Source organism: Neoalteromonas arenosi (assembly GCF_030362855.1).
Lineage (GTDB): Bacteria > Pseudomonadota > Gammaproteobacteria > Enterobacterales > Alteromonadaceae > Alteromonas_E > Alteromonas_E arenosi.
The window spans coordinates 800,233-815,693 of the sequence record NZ_JAUCBP010000007.1 but is presented as its reverse complement, the minus strand read 5'-3'; the positions used below and the strand labels follow the sequence as shown (position 1 = coordinate 815,693).

General features: G+C 45.0%; 14 protein-coding genes. 8 read left to right on the top strand and 6 right to left on the bottom strand.

Going from position 1 to position 15,461, the window contains the following annotated elements; translation table 11 throughout:
* Positions 1–159 precede the first annotated feature (159 nt).
* Positions 160–2,160 (top strand): methyl-accepting chemotaxis protein, encoded by a 2,001-nt coding sequence (locus QTP81_RS09970; RefSeq protein ID WP_289365207.1) that lies wholly within the window; start codon positions 160–162, stop codon positions 2,158–2,160.
* 94 nt (positions 2,161–2,254) lie between these two features.
* On the opposite strand, the gene fldA is transcribed toward QTP81_RS09970, so the two are convergent.
* The 4 genes from fldA to QTP81_RS09950 all read right to left on the bottom strand — a co-directional run bounded on the left by fldA (position 2,255) and on the right by QTP81_RS09950 (position 5,534).
* Positions 2,255–2,779, bottom strand: coding sequence for a flavodoxin FldA (gene fldA / locus QTP81_RS09965; RefSeq protein ID WP_289365206.1), 525 nt, complete (start codon positions 2,777–2,779; stop codon positions 2,255–2,257).
* A 29-nt stretch (positions 2,780–2,808) separates the two neighbouring features.
* Positions 2,809–3,027: a DUF2788 domain-containing protein gene (locus tag QTP81_RS09960; RefSeq protein WP_289365205.1), complete on the bottom strand. Its 219-nt coding sequence runs from the start codon at positions 3,025–3,027 to the stop codon at positions 2,809–2,811.
* Positions 3,028–3,106: 79 nt separating this feature from the next.
* Positions 3,107–3,892, bottom strand: coding sequence for an alpha/beta fold hydrolase (locus QTP81_RS09955; RefSeq protein ID WP_289365204.1), 786 nt, complete (start codon positions 3,890–3,892; stop codon positions 3,107–3,109).
* A 10-nt stretch (positions 3,893–3,902) separates the two neighbouring features.
* Positions 3,903–5,534, bottom strand: coding sequence for an electron transfer flavoprotein-ubiquinone oxidoreductase (locus tag QTP81_RS09950; RefSeq protein WP_434532978.1), 1,632 nt, complete (start codon positions 5,532–5,534; stop codon positions 3,903–3,905).
* A 222-nt stretch (positions 5,535–5,756) separates the two neighbouring features.
* Between QTP81_RS09950 and QTP81_RS09945 the strand changes: the two genes are divergently transcribed.
* Together QTP81_RS09945 and QTP81_RS09940 are read left to right on the top strand one after the other, a co-directional pair.
* Complete coding sequence (locus QTP81_RS09945; protein ID WP_289365202.1) at positions 5,757–6,509, top strand: electron transfer flavoprotein subunit beta/FixA family protein; 753 nt, start codon at positions 5,757–5,759, stop codon at positions 6,507–6,509.
* Positions 6,506–7,432, top strand: coding sequence for an electron transfer flavoprotein subunit alpha/FixB family protein (locus QTP81_RS09940; protein WP_289365201.1), 927 nt, complete (start codon positions 6,506–6,508; stop codon positions 7,430–7,432). The genes QTP81_RS09945 and QTP81_RS09940 overlap by 4 nt, the downstream gene beginning before the upstream one ends.
* 38 nt (positions 7,433–7,470) lie before the next feature.
* Here QTP81_RS09940 and QTP81_RS09935 read toward each other — a convergent pair whose 3' ends face one another.
* On the bottom strand, positions 7,471–7,779 hold the full coding sequence (locus tag QTP81_RS09935; RefSeq protein ID WP_289365200.1) for an isoamylase early set domain-containing protein: 309 nt from the start codon (positions 7,777–7,779) through the stop codon (positions 7,471–7,473).
* A gap of 346 nt (positions 7,780–8,125) precedes the next feature.
* Between QTP81_RS09935 and QTP81_RS09930 the strand changes: the two genes are divergently transcribed.
* The 3 genes from QTP81_RS09930 (at position 8,126) to QTP81_RS09920 (ending at position 13,072) form a co-directional block, all read left to right on the top strand.
* The gene (locus tag QTP81_RS09930) at positions 8,126–9,346 is read left to right on the top strand and encodes an efflux RND transporter periplasmic adaptor subunit (RefSeq protein ID WP_289365199.1); all 1,221 of its coding nucleotides are present in this window, start codon (positions 8,126–8,128) and stop codon (positions 9,344–9,346) included.
* Positions 9,346–12,495, top strand: coding sequence for an efflux RND transporter permease subunit (locus QTP81_RS09925; RefSeq protein WP_289365198.1), 3,150 nt, complete (start codon positions 9,346–9,348; stop codon positions 12,493–12,495). Before QTP81_RS09930 ends, QTP81_RS09925 begins: the two co-directional genes overlap by 1 nt.
* Before the next feature lie 151 nt (positions 12,496–12,646).
* On the top strand, positions 12,647–13,072 hold the full coding sequence (locus tag QTP81_RS09920; RefSeq protein WP_289365197.1) for a hypothetical protein: 426 nt from the start codon (positions 12,647–12,649) through the stop codon (positions 13,070–13,072).
* 132 nt (positions 13,073–13,204) lie between these two features.
* On the opposite strand, the gene QTP81_RS09915 is transcribed toward QTP81_RS09920, so the two are convergent.
* A complete protein-coding gene (locus QTP81_RS09915; RefSeq protein WP_289365196.1) occupies positions 13,205–13,696 on the bottom strand; it encodes a hypothetical protein in 492 nt (163 codons plus the stop codon).
* 270 nt (positions 13,697–13,966) lie between these two features.
* Between QTP81_RS09915 and QTP81_RS09910 the strand changes: the two genes are divergently transcribed.
* Complete coding sequence (locus QTP81_RS09910; RefSeq protein WP_289365195.1) at positions 13,967–14,833, top strand: mechanosensitive ion channel family protein; 867 nt, start codon at positions 13,967–13,969, stop codon at positions 14,831–14,833.
* Positions 14,834–14,992: 159 nt separating this feature from the next.
* Positions 14,993–15,346, top strand: coding sequence for a DUF805 domain-containing protein (locus QTP81_RS09905; RefSeq protein ID WP_289365194.1), 354 nt, complete (start codon positions 14,993–14,995; stop codon positions 15,344–15,346).
* The last annotated feature ends 115 nt before the right edge of the window (positions 15,347–15,461 follow it).

Here is a 15,461-nt window from a genome sequence, read left to right as displayed (position 1 = left end):
ATGTTAAATATTTGTCTAATCTTTAATCAGTAACGTCGGATTTCGCTGCAAACCTCGAATTTTATTGAGTTTTACTGGTACGATGAGAATTGAAACAATGTTGAAAATATGTAACGCTAACGTGTATAAATCTAATGATAAAGTAGTGAAAATTTAAGCATGAAACTGACGGTCATTCAAAAGATAGTTCTCGGCTTTCTTGCATTAGGTCTATTGTTGCTTTTGACGAGCTTTTTGAGTTATCTGGGCCTTAAGGATATTAGCCAAGCCGCTGAGTCCGTTGTTAAAGAAAAAATGCCGGTTCAGGCCGAAGTCATTGACATTCAAGCGGGTGCATTGCGCCTGGCCAACATCACCACTAACGGTTTTCACGAGCGAAACAGCGCGGAGCTTGCTACAAATAAGCAGCTATTCGATGCTAACCGCGATCAATTTAACGAAGTGATAGCCGCACTTTCTACTTTAATAAACGCCGATCAACTCGAACAATTACAACCCATGCAAGCGTTTTTGACAGCCAGCGAGCAAATGTATATTGCTCGAGCGCGTCACTTAGCCTTGCGCGCCGACGCACAGGTTGTTGGGCAAGAAGTAATCGATTATGCCGATGAAGCCAGTGCATTGATGATCGATTTGTCGTATTTAAGTAGCGATGATCCAGGTTTGCAAACCCTGATTGGCGCTGGTGCCGGTATTGATAACAAACTCGCGCCGATGCTTGGAGCGACAAAGGAACTGATAGCCTCTGATGATCCAGAACTCAGCAGCGTAATTCTCGATGATTTGCAATACGCTATTAGCAATATAGAAGTCGATAAAGACTATGCGAATAGGCTGGCAGAAACTATCGATGATGAAGGTATTGTTGAAATGTTTAATGAGCAGTTTGACGCCCTTAAGAATGCGTTGGAAAACCCTAACGGTTTATTTGCAACACAACGCGAGAAACTTGCGGCAATCGCAGAAGCTGACACCAATTATCAAACTGCCAGGAAGGAACTCGATCAAGGGTTGGCGAATATTGATGCGTTGTTCAACGAAATCAGCCAACAAACGCTCGAAGGCCAAAACGAGATCCTCGACAACGTTGATTTGAATATTCTGAAAAGCCTGATTATTTCTATTGTTGGTTTGACTGCGGTTGTTGGTTTAGCGTTTCTTGCCACTCGCAGTATCGCTGTACCATTAGGTCGGATAAATAAAGGGCTGAATAAGCTCATTGATGGTGACCTTACTACGCGACTCAACGAGGATGGGCATTGTGAATTTGCTAGTCTTGCACGTAAAGTGAATGAACTTTCGGGTAGCTTAAGAACGCTGGTAGGTAACATCCTCGAACAAGAGCACATTCTTGATGATGTTACTAAGCGCAGTGGAGAAATGGCACGTTTGAGTCTTGAGCAAGTCGATAAGCAGCGTGTACAAATTCAGCGTACCAGTGAAAATACCAACGAAGTGCGCATGAAAAGCCAAAGTAATCTGCAACAAGTTGAAGAGTCTCTTCAGCAACTGCAGTTGGCTAACGAGCAAAGTGAACAGGTGATCAAGCTGCTTGAGCGCAGCCGCCAACAGGTTAAATCACAAGCAAAACAAGCTGAACAGTCAGAGCAAATTGTTAGTCGCCTAGACGAGAATAGCCGCAATATTGGCAGCATATTGGATGTTATTAAAACGATTGCCGAGCAAACTAATTTATTAGCCCTAAACGCAGCAATAGAAGCCGCGCGGGCCGGTGAACAAGGGCGTGGCTTTGCTGTGGTTGCAGATGAAGTGAGAACGCTAGCAAACCGAACTCACGATTCAACTGAAGAAATCGAAAAAATGATTGCATCGCTACAGACAGATGCGAACCAGGCAGTTAAAGCGATTGATGAAGGTAAATTGAAAGCTCAGGAAAGCGTAGAAGTAACGCAGCAAGTGGATGCACAAGTCAGTGAAATTACACAAATTGTCAATGCGTTAACGCAAATTAATGATCGCATAGTCGCTGATTCAAAAGAACAGGATGTGCTGTTAGATCAAGCCGCAACAACCTTGGATCAAATCGTAGAGTTAGCCGAAAACACTGCCTCGAGCACGCAAAAATCATCGGAAGTTACCGCTGAAATCGAGCAACAAATGGCGAGTTTGAAACAAGCAGTCGATAAGTTTAAGGTTTAATTTTGACGCGAGTAATCCCTGTCATCCACGTAAACACCCGTTTACTGCGCGAAAAAAAGCCCGCAATAGCGGGCTTTTATGATGGCGTTGTGAACTATGCTAGCTCAGCTAAGCACAACTCCTCATGAATTTGTTTACACCACGCTTTTACGCGCTCTTCCGTTAATTCCGGTTGGCGGTCTTCATCGATACCTAAGCCAACAAAGTGCTCGTCATCCGCCATGCCTTTAGACGCTTCAAAATCATAACCTTCAATTGGCCATTGACCAACCAAAATGGCACCACGAGGCTCTACGATATCGCGGATCATGCCCATGGCATCTAGAAAATACTCTGCGTAGTCTTCTTGATCGCCACAACCAAAGATAGCAACCAGCTTATCTTCAAAGTCAATTTCTTCTAACTCTGGGAAAAAATCGTCCCAGTCACACTGTGGCTCGCCGTAGTACCACGTAGGAATACCGAAAATGAGCAGATCAAACTCAGCGATCTGTTCTTTGGTACTTTTTGCAATATCGTGCACATCAATGAGCTGCTTGCCCAACTCTTTTTGAATCATCTTGGCAACATGTTCTGTGTTGCCAGTGTCACTGCCAAAAAATAGGCCAACACTTGCCATTTATTCCACCTCAATTAAACAGATTTGCGTTAAACGCCTGAACTGGTAAAGAACAGTTGGATTATGCCTTTTGCAATAAATCCTAATGAACCCAAAAACAATACCCCATAGGCCACATAACGGCCGACTTTGGGCACATCGTTCTTCTGTAATACGTCATGCACCGCATAACCCATCAAGAGGAACAATGCGAGAAGCGACACATTGAGAACGATTGCTTCTATTTGCTCGTAATTGTCTGCGATCATGTTGTTGAACTACACAGCCTTAAAAAAATTGGCGCCGAATATACCACGAAGTACTCGCGGGGAAAATCGTCAAACGGTCTTAAACTGACAGTTTTTGTATATGGTCCTTGACGATCTTGTTAAACGCCGTCGGTTTTTCGGCATGTAACCAGTGTCCTGTACCATGAATAACTTTAGCTTTTACGTTGGGAAACAGCGAGCGGATCGTCGCTTGGTGGTCGGGCGTGACGTAATCTGAATCACCTCCGACAATAAAGAGTGTAGGGTTGGTAAACTGTTCATCGATACTCGGCCAGTCAATGAGTGCAGGGTAGCTAGCGATAATCTCATCAACGCGAAACCGCCATTGCCAAGAATCTTCGTGTTGATACAAGCTCTTGAGTAAAAACTGTTGTGTGGGAGGCTCTTTTACATGTTCACTCAGTTGCTTTAGTGCATCTCGGCGACTGGTAACAGACGCCAAGTCGACATTTTGTAAACCTTCAAAAACCGCCTGATGCCGATGAGGATAACTAACCGGTGCAATGTCTGCGACAATCAAACTTTCACACGCCGCTTGGTTGTGCAAAGCAAAATACATGGCGGCTTTGCCACCCAGAGAATGACCGAGGAAATGTGCGCGAGCCAATCTTAGCTCAGCAAGCATATTAACTAACCCTTGGTTAATGTCTGGATAGTCAATCAACTCGATTGTTTTAGATAGGCCGTGATTAGGTAAATCAACCAGCACACAGTTGACATCATTAGCTAACGAGCGTGCGATGCCATTGAGGTTATCTAAACTACCAAATAAGCCGTGGATCAAAACTAACCACGGCTTAGCTTCCGAATCTCGTGCGGTTTTTCGCACTTCATAATGCAACATGTTGCAGTGACTACATGTTCGGGTAATTCGGGCCACCAGCGCCTTCAGGCACTACCCAGCGAATATTTTGAGAGGGATCTTTAATATCGCAAGTTTTGCAGTGAACACAGTTTTGACCATTAATTTGGAATTTCGGCTTACCGTCTTCACCGTCAACAACTTCGTACACACCCGCAGGGCAATAGCGTTGCGCTGGCTCATCAAATTTCGCAAGGTTGACTTCGATCGGGATACTCTTGTCTTGTAATTGCAGATGGCAGGGTTGATCTTCTTCGTGGTTGGTATTGGATAAAAATACTGATGACAACTTGTCGAAGCTCAATTTGCCATCCGGCTTCGGATAATCAATTTTAGTGGCTTCTGAAGCCAACTGCATATTGGCATGATCGAGACTTTCATCGGTCAAGTTCATGAAGATCTTACCGTTGAAGAAGTTTTGATCGATTGTATTAAATACGCCGCCCCAGAAGGTTCCGTAATTGTGAATTGCAGGACCGAAGTTTCGTGAGCGATAAAGCTCGTCGAACAACCAGCTTTGCTCAAACTTGTCAGTGAAACCAGTCAGTTCCGTATGTGCTTGTTCAGTGCTTAAGGCCTCGATTAACGCTTCAGCAGCCAGCATGCCGCTTTTCATAGCTGTGTGATTGCCTTTGATTTTAGCAAAATTCAGAGTGCCTGCATCACAGCCAACCAATAAACCGCCGGGAAAGGTCATCTTCGGTAATGAATTATAACCACCTTTAGCAATAGCACGCGCTCCGTAGGAGACGCGCTTGCCGCCTTCTAAGTATTGCGCAAGTACAGGGTGGTGTTTCAACCGTTGAAACTCATCAAACGGGCTTAAATGCGGATTTGTATAGTTAAGATCGACAATGAGGCCAACTAATACTTGATTGTTTTCAGCATGATAGAGGTATGACCCACCCGTGGCATCATTTAACGGCCAACCTGCGGTATGCACAACCAAACCTTCTTGGTGTTTGGCAGGATCAATATCCCAGATTTCTTTAAAACCAATGGCGTAGTGTTGTGGAGACGCGTCTTTGTCGAGTTCGAATTTCTTAATCAGCTCTTTACCGAGGTGACCACGGCAACCTTCTGCGAATACGGTGTACTTAGCGCGCAACTCCATGCCTGGCATGTAGCTGTCTTTTTGCTCACCATTCTCGCCGATGCCCATGTCGCCAGTAATAACGCCACCAACGCTGCCGTCTTCATTATAAATAACTTCGGCTGCAGCAAAGCCTGGGAATACTTCAACCCCGAGTTGTTCTGCCTGTTCGGCGAGCCAACGCGTAACGTTACCCATACTGACGATGTAATTGCCTTGGTTGTGCATGGTTTTTGGCGTGATAGCATTGGGTAGCTTGCGCGCTTTAGTTTCACTATTCAGCAAATAAATATGGTCTTCGGTCACAGCCGTCGTGATTGGCGCGCCTTTTTCTTTCCAGTCTGGAAACAATTCGTCCATCGCTTTGGTTTCAAAAACCGCACCCGATAAAATATGCGCACCGACTTCACTGCCTTTTTCAACGACGCAGACCATCAACTCTTGTTCTTTTTCCTGCGCCAGTTGCATTAGTTTGCATGCAGTAGAGAGGCCCGCAGGTCCTGCACCGACTATTACAACGTCAAATTCCATCGATTCTCTTTCCACAACATGCTCCTATTTCTTCAAGGTTGTTATAGTGAATTATTGATTAAACAAATAATTTACCCTATTAAAAACAGGTAAATTAGTTCTTGTGATGCAGGGTAATTGCGGTTGACGTTTACGTCAACTGTAAGTACATTGACGCGAACTTCATTCCTGCTCTAAAAAGTTACGAAGCAGGGCACGAAAAAGCCCATCATCGAGGTTAAAATGAAAGTATTAGTAGCGGTAAAACGCGCAATTGATTACAACGTTAAAGTCAGAGTAAAGGCCGATAACAGCGGTGTTGACTTAACTAACGCTAAAATGTCAATCAACCCTTTCTGTGAAATCGCAGTTGAAGAGGCGGTTCGCCTAAAGGAAAAGGGTGTAGCAACAGAGGTTGTGGTTGTTTCTATTGGTGACAAGGCGTGCCAAGAGCAAATTCGTACTGCATTAGCCTTAGGTGCAGATCGCGGTATCCAAGTCGATACAGCCGAGAACTTAGATTCTCTCCAAGTGGCTAAAATTCTACAAAAAGTGGTAGAACAGGAAGCGCCGCAATTGGTTATTCTAGGCAAACAATCAATCGATTCAGACAACAACCAAACCGGTCAAATGTTAGCGGCCCTGACGCAGATGCCGCAAGGTACCTTTGCTTCAGAGGTTGCTGTTGATGGCGACAGTGTTGCGGTTACACGTGAAATCGATGGCGGCTTGCAAACCGTTAAGCTTTCACTACCAGCGGTTGTTACCACTGACCTTCGTTTAAATGAGCCACGTTATGCCTCGTTGCCCAATATCATGAAGGCCAAACGCAAGCCACTAGATGTGATTAATGCTGCGGATTTGGGTGTTAACCTAACCTCAAATGTGACTACGTTAAAAGTAACGCCGCCACCCGTTCGTGAAGGTGGTGTAAAAGTGGCTGACGTTGCTGAGTTAGTTGATAAGTTGAAAAATGAAGCAAAGGTGATTTCATGAGTATTTTAATCTATGCCGAGCACGATAATCAGGCATTAAAAACCGAAACCCATAAGCTAGTTCACGCAGCAGCTTCATTAGGTGACACCATTACAGTATTGGTCGCGGGTGCAAATTGTGCAGCCGTTGCAGAGCAAGCAGCCAAGATTTCTGGAGTAAATAACGTATTACTCGCCGATGATGCATCGCTTGAACATCAACTGGCTGAAGATGTTGCAGACTTGGTCGTTGGTATGGCTGGTGATTACAGTCATATCGTTGCAGCGGCAACAACGACGGGTAAAAACTTTATGCCTCGTGTGGCTGCGTTACTTGATGTTGCGCAGATTTCAGATGTAATTGCGATTGAATCCAGTGATACATTTGTGCGCCCTATATATGCAGGTAATGCGATAGCAACGGTACAAAGCAGTGATGCAATTAAAGTTGTTACCGTGCGCGCAGCAGCTTTTGACGCTGCTGGTGAAGAAGGGAGTGCAAGCGTTGAGTCTGTTAGCGTTGGTGCAAGTGCGGGTAAATCGGCATTTGTGAAAGAAGAGCTTACAGAATCAGAGCGTCCTGAATTGACCGCCGCTGAAGTTGTTATCTCCGGTGGCCGAGGAATGCAAAACGGTGAGAACTTTGCCTTACTTAACGGTATTGCTGATAAGTTAGGTGCAGCCATTGGTGCTTCGCGTGCTGCGGTTGATGCCGGCTTTGTACCCAACGATATGCAAGTTGGCCAAACGGGTAAAATCGTTGCGCCACAATTGTACATTGCTGTTGGTATCTCAGGCGCGATTCAGCACCTGGCAGGTATGAAAGATTCAAAAGTCATTGTGGCGATCAACAAAGACGAAGAAGCGCCTATCTTCCAAGTTGCTGATTACGGCTTAGTGGGTGACTTATTTACAGTCTTACCTGAACTGGAAAGTTCACTGTAAAACAAAAGCTAGGGAGGCTTCGCCTCCCTGTATGCCGCTTAAAGCGCTACGACAGAGTTCTCTTCGTAACCAAACTCACTCGGCACATAGGCATCTGCCTGCCAATCGTTCTCCCACTCTTTATCGTCTAATAAATAGCGGAATTGGTGGCTTTTTGCTGTTTCAAGGCTAACCGTTTGCGAAAAACTGCCGTCTTTCAGTTTTTTCATTGGCGCTACTGCGGTATCCCAATCGTTGAACTCACCAACTAAACGAACCGTTTCAGCTGATTTTGCTTCTTCTGGTGAAAGTTTGAAAGTGACCTTACAAACAGGCTTTGACTTAAGAAATTGTTTTTTCGCGATCATGTGTGTGTACCCAAGTGGTGTAATAAAATTTCAAAATACGGCGATAAAATAACCAGATCAAGCATTATTATGTGGGTTTAATGTGAAATAAATGTTGCAATATTTCACATATGTTTGAAGTTGCGGCTAAAATTAACAGGGTATTAACAAAGCGCATCTTTTACTCAGTGAAACTGGTAGCAACTTATTGAAATTCAGAATAATAATTCTGGCCAAAGGTGCTTACTGATACGTAAAGGGCAGAAACAATTTGAAATAATATTTAACAAACTATTGATTAGGTTCTCGTCCGACCTGCGATAGAATACGTTTGCACACTTACATTTAGTTACTGGCAAGGATAAATATGAGCAGTTCGATTAGAAAAGCTGGACTTCCGATTATTATTTTAGTGGTTGCTGCCGTCGGGTTTGTGGTCCTGGGGAGCATGCGCCAAGCGCCTGAAAAAAAGCCAGTTGAACAGCCTGTTTTGCTTGTTGAAGCAGAAGCATTTACTGCTACTGATGTGGTCTTTACCGTAGCAACACAAGGCAATGTTGTCCCTAAAAATCAAACCGTATTAACACCTCAAGTATCCGGCCGAATAGTTGCTATATCTCCTGTATTTGTTGAAGGTGGCTTTTTTGAACAAGGCGATGTGTTACTGGAACTGGAGTCAGCTGATTTCGAAACCGATGTAAAACTAGCCGAAGCGGAACTCGCGCGCAGTCAAGCTGCCCTGGAGGAAGAGATAGCAAGAGGGCGGGTCGCAGAACAAGAATGGCGTTCTGTAAACAATACCGTGCCACCAGAATTGGGCTTGCGTAAGCCACAACTGTCCAGAGAGCAGGCTAATGTTAAGGCGGCCCAAGCACAACTGGAGCGTGCCAAGCGCAATTTGGCAAGAACTAAAATAACCGCGCCTTACGCAGGGATGGTTGTTGCCAGAAATGCAGATATTGGACAGTTTGTTTCGGCGCAAACGAATCTCGGCGAGATTTACTCCACCGATGTAGCAGAAGTGCGCTTACCTTTAACTGATAGTGATCTTGCATTCGTTAATCTCGACGGTGGGCGAACACTTCCCGTTGAGCTTTCAGCTGTCGTCGCGGGCAAACCGAGCGCTTGGCAGGGGGAAGTGGTGCGCAGTGAAGGGGTGTTAGATCAGCGCTCGCGCGTTGTTTATGCCGTTGTTGAAGTGAATGATCCGTACCTGCGCAATGGCCAACGCAATGGCCTACCACTGCGTTTTGGACAGTTTGTCAACGCTGCGATCAGTGGTAAACAAGCCGATAATATTATTGTTCTACCGCGTCATACCTTACGGTTAGATGGCAGCGTATTAGCGGTGACCCCAGAGCGCGAAATCGCAATTCGCAATGTAGAAGTTGTGCGGGCAGATGAGGAGTTTGTGTATATCAGCAGTGGGCTACAACCCACCGATAAAGTGGCGGTAAGTGCGGTTCCCAATCCCTACGACGGCATGCCTGTTAGACTTTCTTCTGATCCTGTTGAGCCCGAGCCCACTAAATCAGAACAAGACGTTGAAGACAGTGACGACGAGATTGCTAAGCAGGGTGATGCGTAATGAATAAAATAGATACCCATACCGGCGTTATCGCGTGGTTTGCGCGCAATAATGTTGCCGCGAATCTGCTTATGATCATCTTGATCGTTGGCGGGTTATTTGGTGCGATTGCGATTCAAAAACAAGTCTTCCCCAACCTTGAACTGAATATTGTGCAAGTGCGAGTGCCATATCTAGGTGCAGCGCCACAAGAAGTTGAAGAAGGGGTTATTCTCAAAGTAGAAGAGGCGATAAAAGACCTTGAGGGGATCAAAAAAATCACCTCTACTGCAGTCGAGGGGCTTGGTAGCGTTAATATCGAGGTGGAAGATACCTACGATACACAAACCTTGCTTGACGAAGTAAAGGCACAGGTCGATGCTATCCCGAGTTTTCCTGCGAACACTGAAAAACCCGTAGTGTATCGCGTTAAAGCGCAACAAGACGTGATTTGGGTATCGGTGTATGGCGATGCCAGTGAACGCGAACTTAAAGAGTTTGCCAAAGACTTACGCGACGATTTTGCAAATCTGCCTGGGATCTCAAAAGTGGCCGTGGTCGGCGATCGGAATTATGAGATTTCAATTGAATTATCTGAGCAGCGTTTACAGGAGTACCGCCTGACGTTCAATGATGTAGTTAATGCGGTTCGCCAATCGTCAATAGATTTGCCTGGCGGCGCGATCAAATCACGCAACGGTGACATACTTTTAAGAACGGCGGGTCAAGCCTATACTGGCTGGGATTTTGCGCAAATCGTACTGAGTACGCGGGCAGATGGTACGCGTTTATTACTCGGCGACATTGCTACGATCGATGACGGTTTTGTAGAAGAGAACCAATTTGCCCTGTTTGACGGTAAACCCGCAGTTAGTATTCGTGTTCAAGCTGTGGGCGATCAAAACGCATTACAAATCTCCAAAGAAATTAATCGTTATCTCGATGAAAATCGCGATAGCTTCCCGAAAAACATCCAAGCAGACTCCTGGGGGGATAGCTCGTATTACCTCGCAGACCGACTCAATATGATGCTCGAAAACATGGCTATGGGAGCTTTGCTGGTATTTATTGTGCTTTCATTATTCTTGCGCATTAAATTAGCGTTTTGGGTAATCGTTGGTTTACCCGTTTGTTTCTTAGGCACCTTGATGGTGATGTCGCTCGATACTATTGCTGTATCGATCAATATGCTCAGTTTATTTGCCTTTATCTTAGTACTTGGGATAGTCGTTGATGACGCCATCATTATGGGGGAATCTGCCTATACCGAAATAGACCGCAAAGGGCACTCTACCGACAATGTTATAGCGGGCGTGAAAAAAGTCGCCATGCCTGCAACTTTTGGTGTTCTCACTACAATTGCAGCCTTTACCCCGATGTTAATGGTTAGCGGTGTATTCGGTGTGATATGGAAGACCATTGGTTTGGTCGTGATCATCTGTTTAGCGTTTTCGCTGGTCGAATCAAAGCTTATTTTGCCCGCTCACTTAGTCCATATGAAGGTGAAGCCATATGATCCCGCTAAGGCTAATGGTCTGCAACGTTTTCGAGATTTCTTTAGTGAGGGAATAAAGACATTTGTGAAACACAAATATCGCCCGTTTTTAGAGAAAGCCGTGAGCAATCGCTACACCACACTTGCAGTATTTTTCGCAATGCTGATTTTAACTGCGGGCCTGCTGAAAGGCGGCTTTGTGCGTTCGGTGTTTTTCCCGACGATACCGAATGACTTTATGATGGCAACTGTTGAACTCCAGCCCGGTTCGTCTTTGCAGCAGCGTGATGACAGTATACAAGTCGTACTCAATGCAATGCGCCAGATGGATCAGGAAATGGTAGAGAAGTATGGCGTAGGCGTGGTGAAGCATTCCGTCGCGTTTGATAACGGTGCGCTTGGTGGTCAGGTTTTTGTTGAACTTACCAAAGGTGAAGATAGGGAATTAAGTGATACAGAAATCCATGACGAATGGCGTAAATACGTGCCCGAAATACCGGGTGTGAAATCATTTACCATTGGTGCACCGGGTGGTCCAGGCGGTGGTTCTGATTTAAGTTTTGAGTTTAACAGCTCTGACATTGATGAGTTGCGGGCCATTAGCACCGACTTAAAAGTGTTCTTGGAATCCTATGAAGGCATTACGGAAATTAACGATACTTTCAGCGGTGGTTCTGATGAAGTTGTGTTAAACATTCGCCCAGAAGCTCAAGCGTTAGGGCTGTCGTTACAGCAGCTGGCACAACAAGTGCGTTTTGGTTTCTATGGCGCTGAAGCGCAGCGAGTCCAGCGTGATGATGAAGAAGTCAAAGTCATGATCCGCTACCCACAAGAGGAACGGACATCCATTGGGCACTTAGAAAATATGCGTGTGCGCACACCTTCTGGTGAAGAAGTGCCCTTTAAACAGGTTGCAGATATTGAGTTAGGGCAAGGGTTTGATTCGATTATCCGTGTTGATGGGTTTCGTTCTGTAACCGTTTCGGCAAAAGTCGACACCGCAGTTTTAGAGCCGGGTGAGGCAGTTAACGATATCACCAGTAACGTGATCCCGGACTTGCTAGAACGTTACCCGCACGTTGAATTTAAATTACAGGGTAATTCGCGTGAGCAACAAGAAGCATCTATCAGCCTTGTAAAAGGCATGCTATTCGCCATGTTTGCGATTTACGCATTGTTAGCGATACCACTGAAGAGTTATTCGCAACCATTGATTATTATGTCTGTGATTCCCTTTGGGATTGTTGGTGCCATCGTCGGGCATTTGTTGCTTGGGCAAGCGGTTAGCGTATTGTCTATTTGCGGTATCATTGCACTTTCCGGCGTAGTGGTGAACGATAGTCTGATTATGGTTGATTTTGTGAACCGTGCGCGCAAAGAAGGCCACTCTTTACTCAACGCTGCGATAGAGGCGGGTGCTCAACGTTTCCGTGCAATAATTTTGACCTCGTTAACTACCTTTATGGGCTTGTTACCAATCATCTTTGAGCGTAGTTTGCAGGCGCAAGTGGTGATCCCGATGGCAATTTCTCTAGCATTCGGGATCTTGTTTGCAACCGTTATTACATTGTTGCTGGTGCCGGCGTTATATCTCATATTGGATGATTTTAAGTCCGTACTAAGACGCAAAAAGCCATTGCCACAAACAATGACAACAGAACAAACTGCGAGTTAAACAGAGCGGCGATTAGCCGCTCTTTTTTTATCTGTAGGCGATAAGCCATTCTCTCAAATCAAATTTTCACAAATGTTTTTTCGCGTGAAAACTTGAGTCTTGTTTGCGCTGCTGCTAATAAAAGAACGTCACTCAGTGTAAAGGAGTCAACATGCAGGAGCTCACACCAAACTACATTATTGCAGTTGCTGAGCAGCTATCTTTCGTTAGTGCCTTTCTTGGCGGGATATCTACAACGATTTTGGTCACTATCGTTGTTTTTACGTCACCGAAGAAATCAGTAAGTTGGATTGTTTCCACCTCAACATTAGCGGCCTGTAGTTTGTTGATTGCGGTAGTGGCATCTTGGCGATTAACAATTCTATTGCATCCCGAAATTCCAATTACAGTAAACGAATCAGTCATTATGATTTTGTGGGCTGGGATGCTAATTGGCTATGGGCTAGGTTTTCTAAGTTTGTTAGTGAGTATTGGGTTGTCCGGCTGGATGCGGTCTAAAAAGAGCGGGATTATTACCACTTGTATAGCCTCTGTGGCTGTAGTGTTTTTCGTTGTTGCAACACCTTTTGGTCTATAAACCGAGGCTAATGACGTTATCGCCAATCAGTAAAGTAACTGGACACTCATAAGAAACCATATCAGTCGGGTTTGAGGTAACAGTGCGCTAGCAATAGAGGCTAGACGCACTGAAAACGATCGAAAAGGTCGATTAGTTAGCTAACGGCTCGTCTGTTTTGCCTTTATCTTTGGCCTTCTGTTTAGTGCGCTTCCCAGCGTCTTCACGTGCTTCTTCTCCTCGCTCACGCGCATCTTCTCCTCGCTCACGCGCATCTTCTTGTGCCTCTCTGGCACGTTCTTCTGCATCTAGACGTCGCTCACTCGCTTCTTCTTGTGCTTCTCTGGCGCGTTCTTCACCCTGTAAACGCGCCTCGCGTTCACGCTCACGTGCATCTTTTTCAGCTTCCCTAGCTTGTTCTTCGGCCTCTAGACGAGCTTCGCGGTCATACTCACGCTCTACTTTTTCGGCTTGACGCTGCTGTTTTCGCGCTTCTTTTTCAGCCTTGCGCTGTTGTTTGTCGGCTTCCTTATCCGCCTTATCTCGTTGTTGGCTGTCTGCAGCACTCGTATCGAGAGTGGCTGTTACGGGGAGGGATAATGCGAACAAACAAACTGCAGATACTACCAGTGGATACTTCTTCATAATTTTCTCTTTTATTGGGCTGGAATATGTATATTCGTGTTAAGTATAGAATACTTTTCTTCAAACTTTGTATGTATCGCGTTGTATAAAAACTTCGCAAACATAGGATCTCAATACTTAAAGACCGTTTTATCATTGTTCTGTAATCAATGATAGAAACTTACTTGGTGACAAATAAGTATCTGTTTAAGTTGATAAATAAAGATGTATGAGTGATGCTGTTATTACTCAGGGAATCAGATTTGAGTTTGCTGACTGAAGAGGTAAGCAATGTTAGAAGAAATCAACAACCTGCTCGATAGAGAACTGTTCACCGCAAATGAGCAAACCTTTACGCTTGGTCAGGTTTTGCTAGTACCTATTTTGGTGATAGGGGGGTTATATGCACTGAGTTGGGTTAGCGGTTTTCTCAAAAAACGCTTGTTAGCACGCAATGTGCGCCCTGATGTTGCGCATCTCGCAATGCGTTTGTTCTTTTTTATCACCCTGATCATATTAGTGATCACAACGCTAGATTTTTTTAATATTCCTATCACTGCTTTTGCTTTTGTATCCGGTGCCGTAGCGATTGGTGTAGGCTTTGGCGCCCAAAACATCATTAACAACTTCATCAGCGGTTGGATATTAATGTGGGAGCGCCCAATCCGAATCGGTGATTTTTTAGAAATTGAAAATACCTCTCGAGGCTTTGTTGAATCCATTAATACCCGTTCAACGCGGATCCGCAGGGTGGATGGTGTGCATATGCTCATCCCCAACAGTAAATTACTTGAAAATACTGTGATCAACTGGACGTTAGTTGACCGCAATGTACGCACGTCAGTTAAAGTTGGCGTTGCTTATGGCTCACCGACACGCAAAGTGTCTGAGCTAATAACCCAAGTGATGACAAACAATAAAGATGCGTTAACTGTACCTGAGCCACTGGTGATTTTTGATGATTTTGGCGATAGCGCATTAATTTTTGAAGTGTACTTCTGGGTCAGCGCGGGTGCTGAGCGTGATTTGCGGATTATCCGCAGTAATATCCGTCACGCAATAGATGAGATCTTCAAACAAAATAATATCACCATTGCGTTTCCACAGCGCGATATTCATTTGGATGGCCGGCTCACATTGGAGCGGCAAAAAGCCTAAAGTAGGGCGGTGTTGATGCGTTTTTCAACAAAAAATACGGATCAATCATTGCAGTAATGGAAAAAGTTGGTTTAATAAACAAATAAAAATTAAAAATGCAGCCTCGCTCGTTTCCCCGCGGCGAAGCTGATAATTAAAGTAGGGGCCAGGAGAAACAAAATGGAATGGTATATTGCCGTACTGAAAAAATACGCTGTATTTAGTGGGAGAGCGCGACGTAAAGAATATTGGATGTTCTTTCTATTCAACTTCATTATCGCCTTTGCACTCGGGTTTGTAGAAGGTTTGATGGGAAGTCCGGGTATTGTTGGCGCTATTTACAGCTTAGCTATCTTGATACCAGCGATTGCTGTAGGTGTGCGTCGCTTACACGATACTGGTAGAACAGGGTGGTGGATGTTAATTGGTTTAATCCCCATTATTGGGCCAATTGTGTTAATTATCTTCTTCGTTCAAGACAGCGATGAAGGTGACAACCAGCACGGTGCCAATCCAAAAGCAGTAGCTGCTTAATTTAGCTGCACAAAGCTGCTCAGGCGTAGCTGCTGAGCAGCTAAGTTACCTCGCTTGTCTCTGCTACCCGTAGATATAAATCTAACCACTACCAATCAAACTTGTGTACTTCGGG

Coding starts and splice junctions, on each gene's coding strand:
- QTP81_RS09970 (WP_289365207.1), top strand. CDS start 160: ATGAAACTGACGGTCATTCAAAAGATAGTTCTCGGCTTTCTTGCATTA.
- fldA (WP_289365206.1), bottom strand. CDS start 2,779: ATGGCAAGTGTTGGCCTATTTTTTGGCAGTGACACTGGCAACACAGAA.
- QTP81_RS09960 (WP_289365205.1), bottom strand. CDS start 3,027: ATGATCGCAGACAATTACGAGCAAATAGAAGCAATCGTTCTCAATGTG.
- QTP81_RS09955 (WP_289365204.1), bottom strand. CDS start 3,892: ATGTTGCATTATGAAGTGCGAAAAACCGCACGAGATTCGGAAGCTAAG.
- QTP81_RS09950 (WP_434532978.1), bottom strand. CDS start 5,534: ATGGAATTTGACGTTGTAATAGTCGGTGCAGGACCTGCGGGCCTCTCT.
- QTP81_RS09945 (WP_289365202.1), top strand. CDS start 5,757: ATGAAAGTATTAGTAGCGGTAAAACGCGCAATTGATTACAACGTTAAA.
- QTP81_RS09940 (WP_289365201.1), top strand. CDS start 6,506: ATGAGTATTTTAATCTATGCCGAGCACGATAATCAGGCATTAAAAACC.
- QTP81_RS09935 (WP_289365200.1), bottom strand. CDS start 7,779: ATGATCGCGAAAAAACAATTTCTTAAGTCAAAGCCTGTTTGTAAGGTC.
- QTP81_RS09930 (WP_289365199.1), top strand. CDS start 8,126: ATGAGCAGTTCGATTAGAAAAGCTGGACTTCCGATTATTATTTTAGTG.
- QTP81_RS09925 (WP_289365198.1), top strand. CDS start 9,346: ATGAATAAAATAGATACCCATACCGGCGTTATCGCGTGGTTTGCGCGC.
- QTP81_RS09920 (WP_289365197.1), top strand. CDS start 12,647: ATGCAGGAGCTCACACCAAACTACATTATTGCAGTTGCTGAGCAGCTA.
- QTP81_RS09915 (WP_289365196.1), bottom strand. CDS start 13,696: ATGAAGAAGTATCCACTGGTAGTATCTGCAGTTTGTTTGTTCGCATTA.
- QTP81_RS09910 (WP_289365195.1), top strand. CDS start 13,967: ATGTTAGAAGAAATCAACAACCTGCTCGATAGAGAACTGTTCACCGCA.
- QTP81_RS09905 (WP_289365194.1), top strand. CDS start 14,993: ATGGAATGGTATATTGCCGTACTGAAAAAATACGCTGTATTTAGTGGG.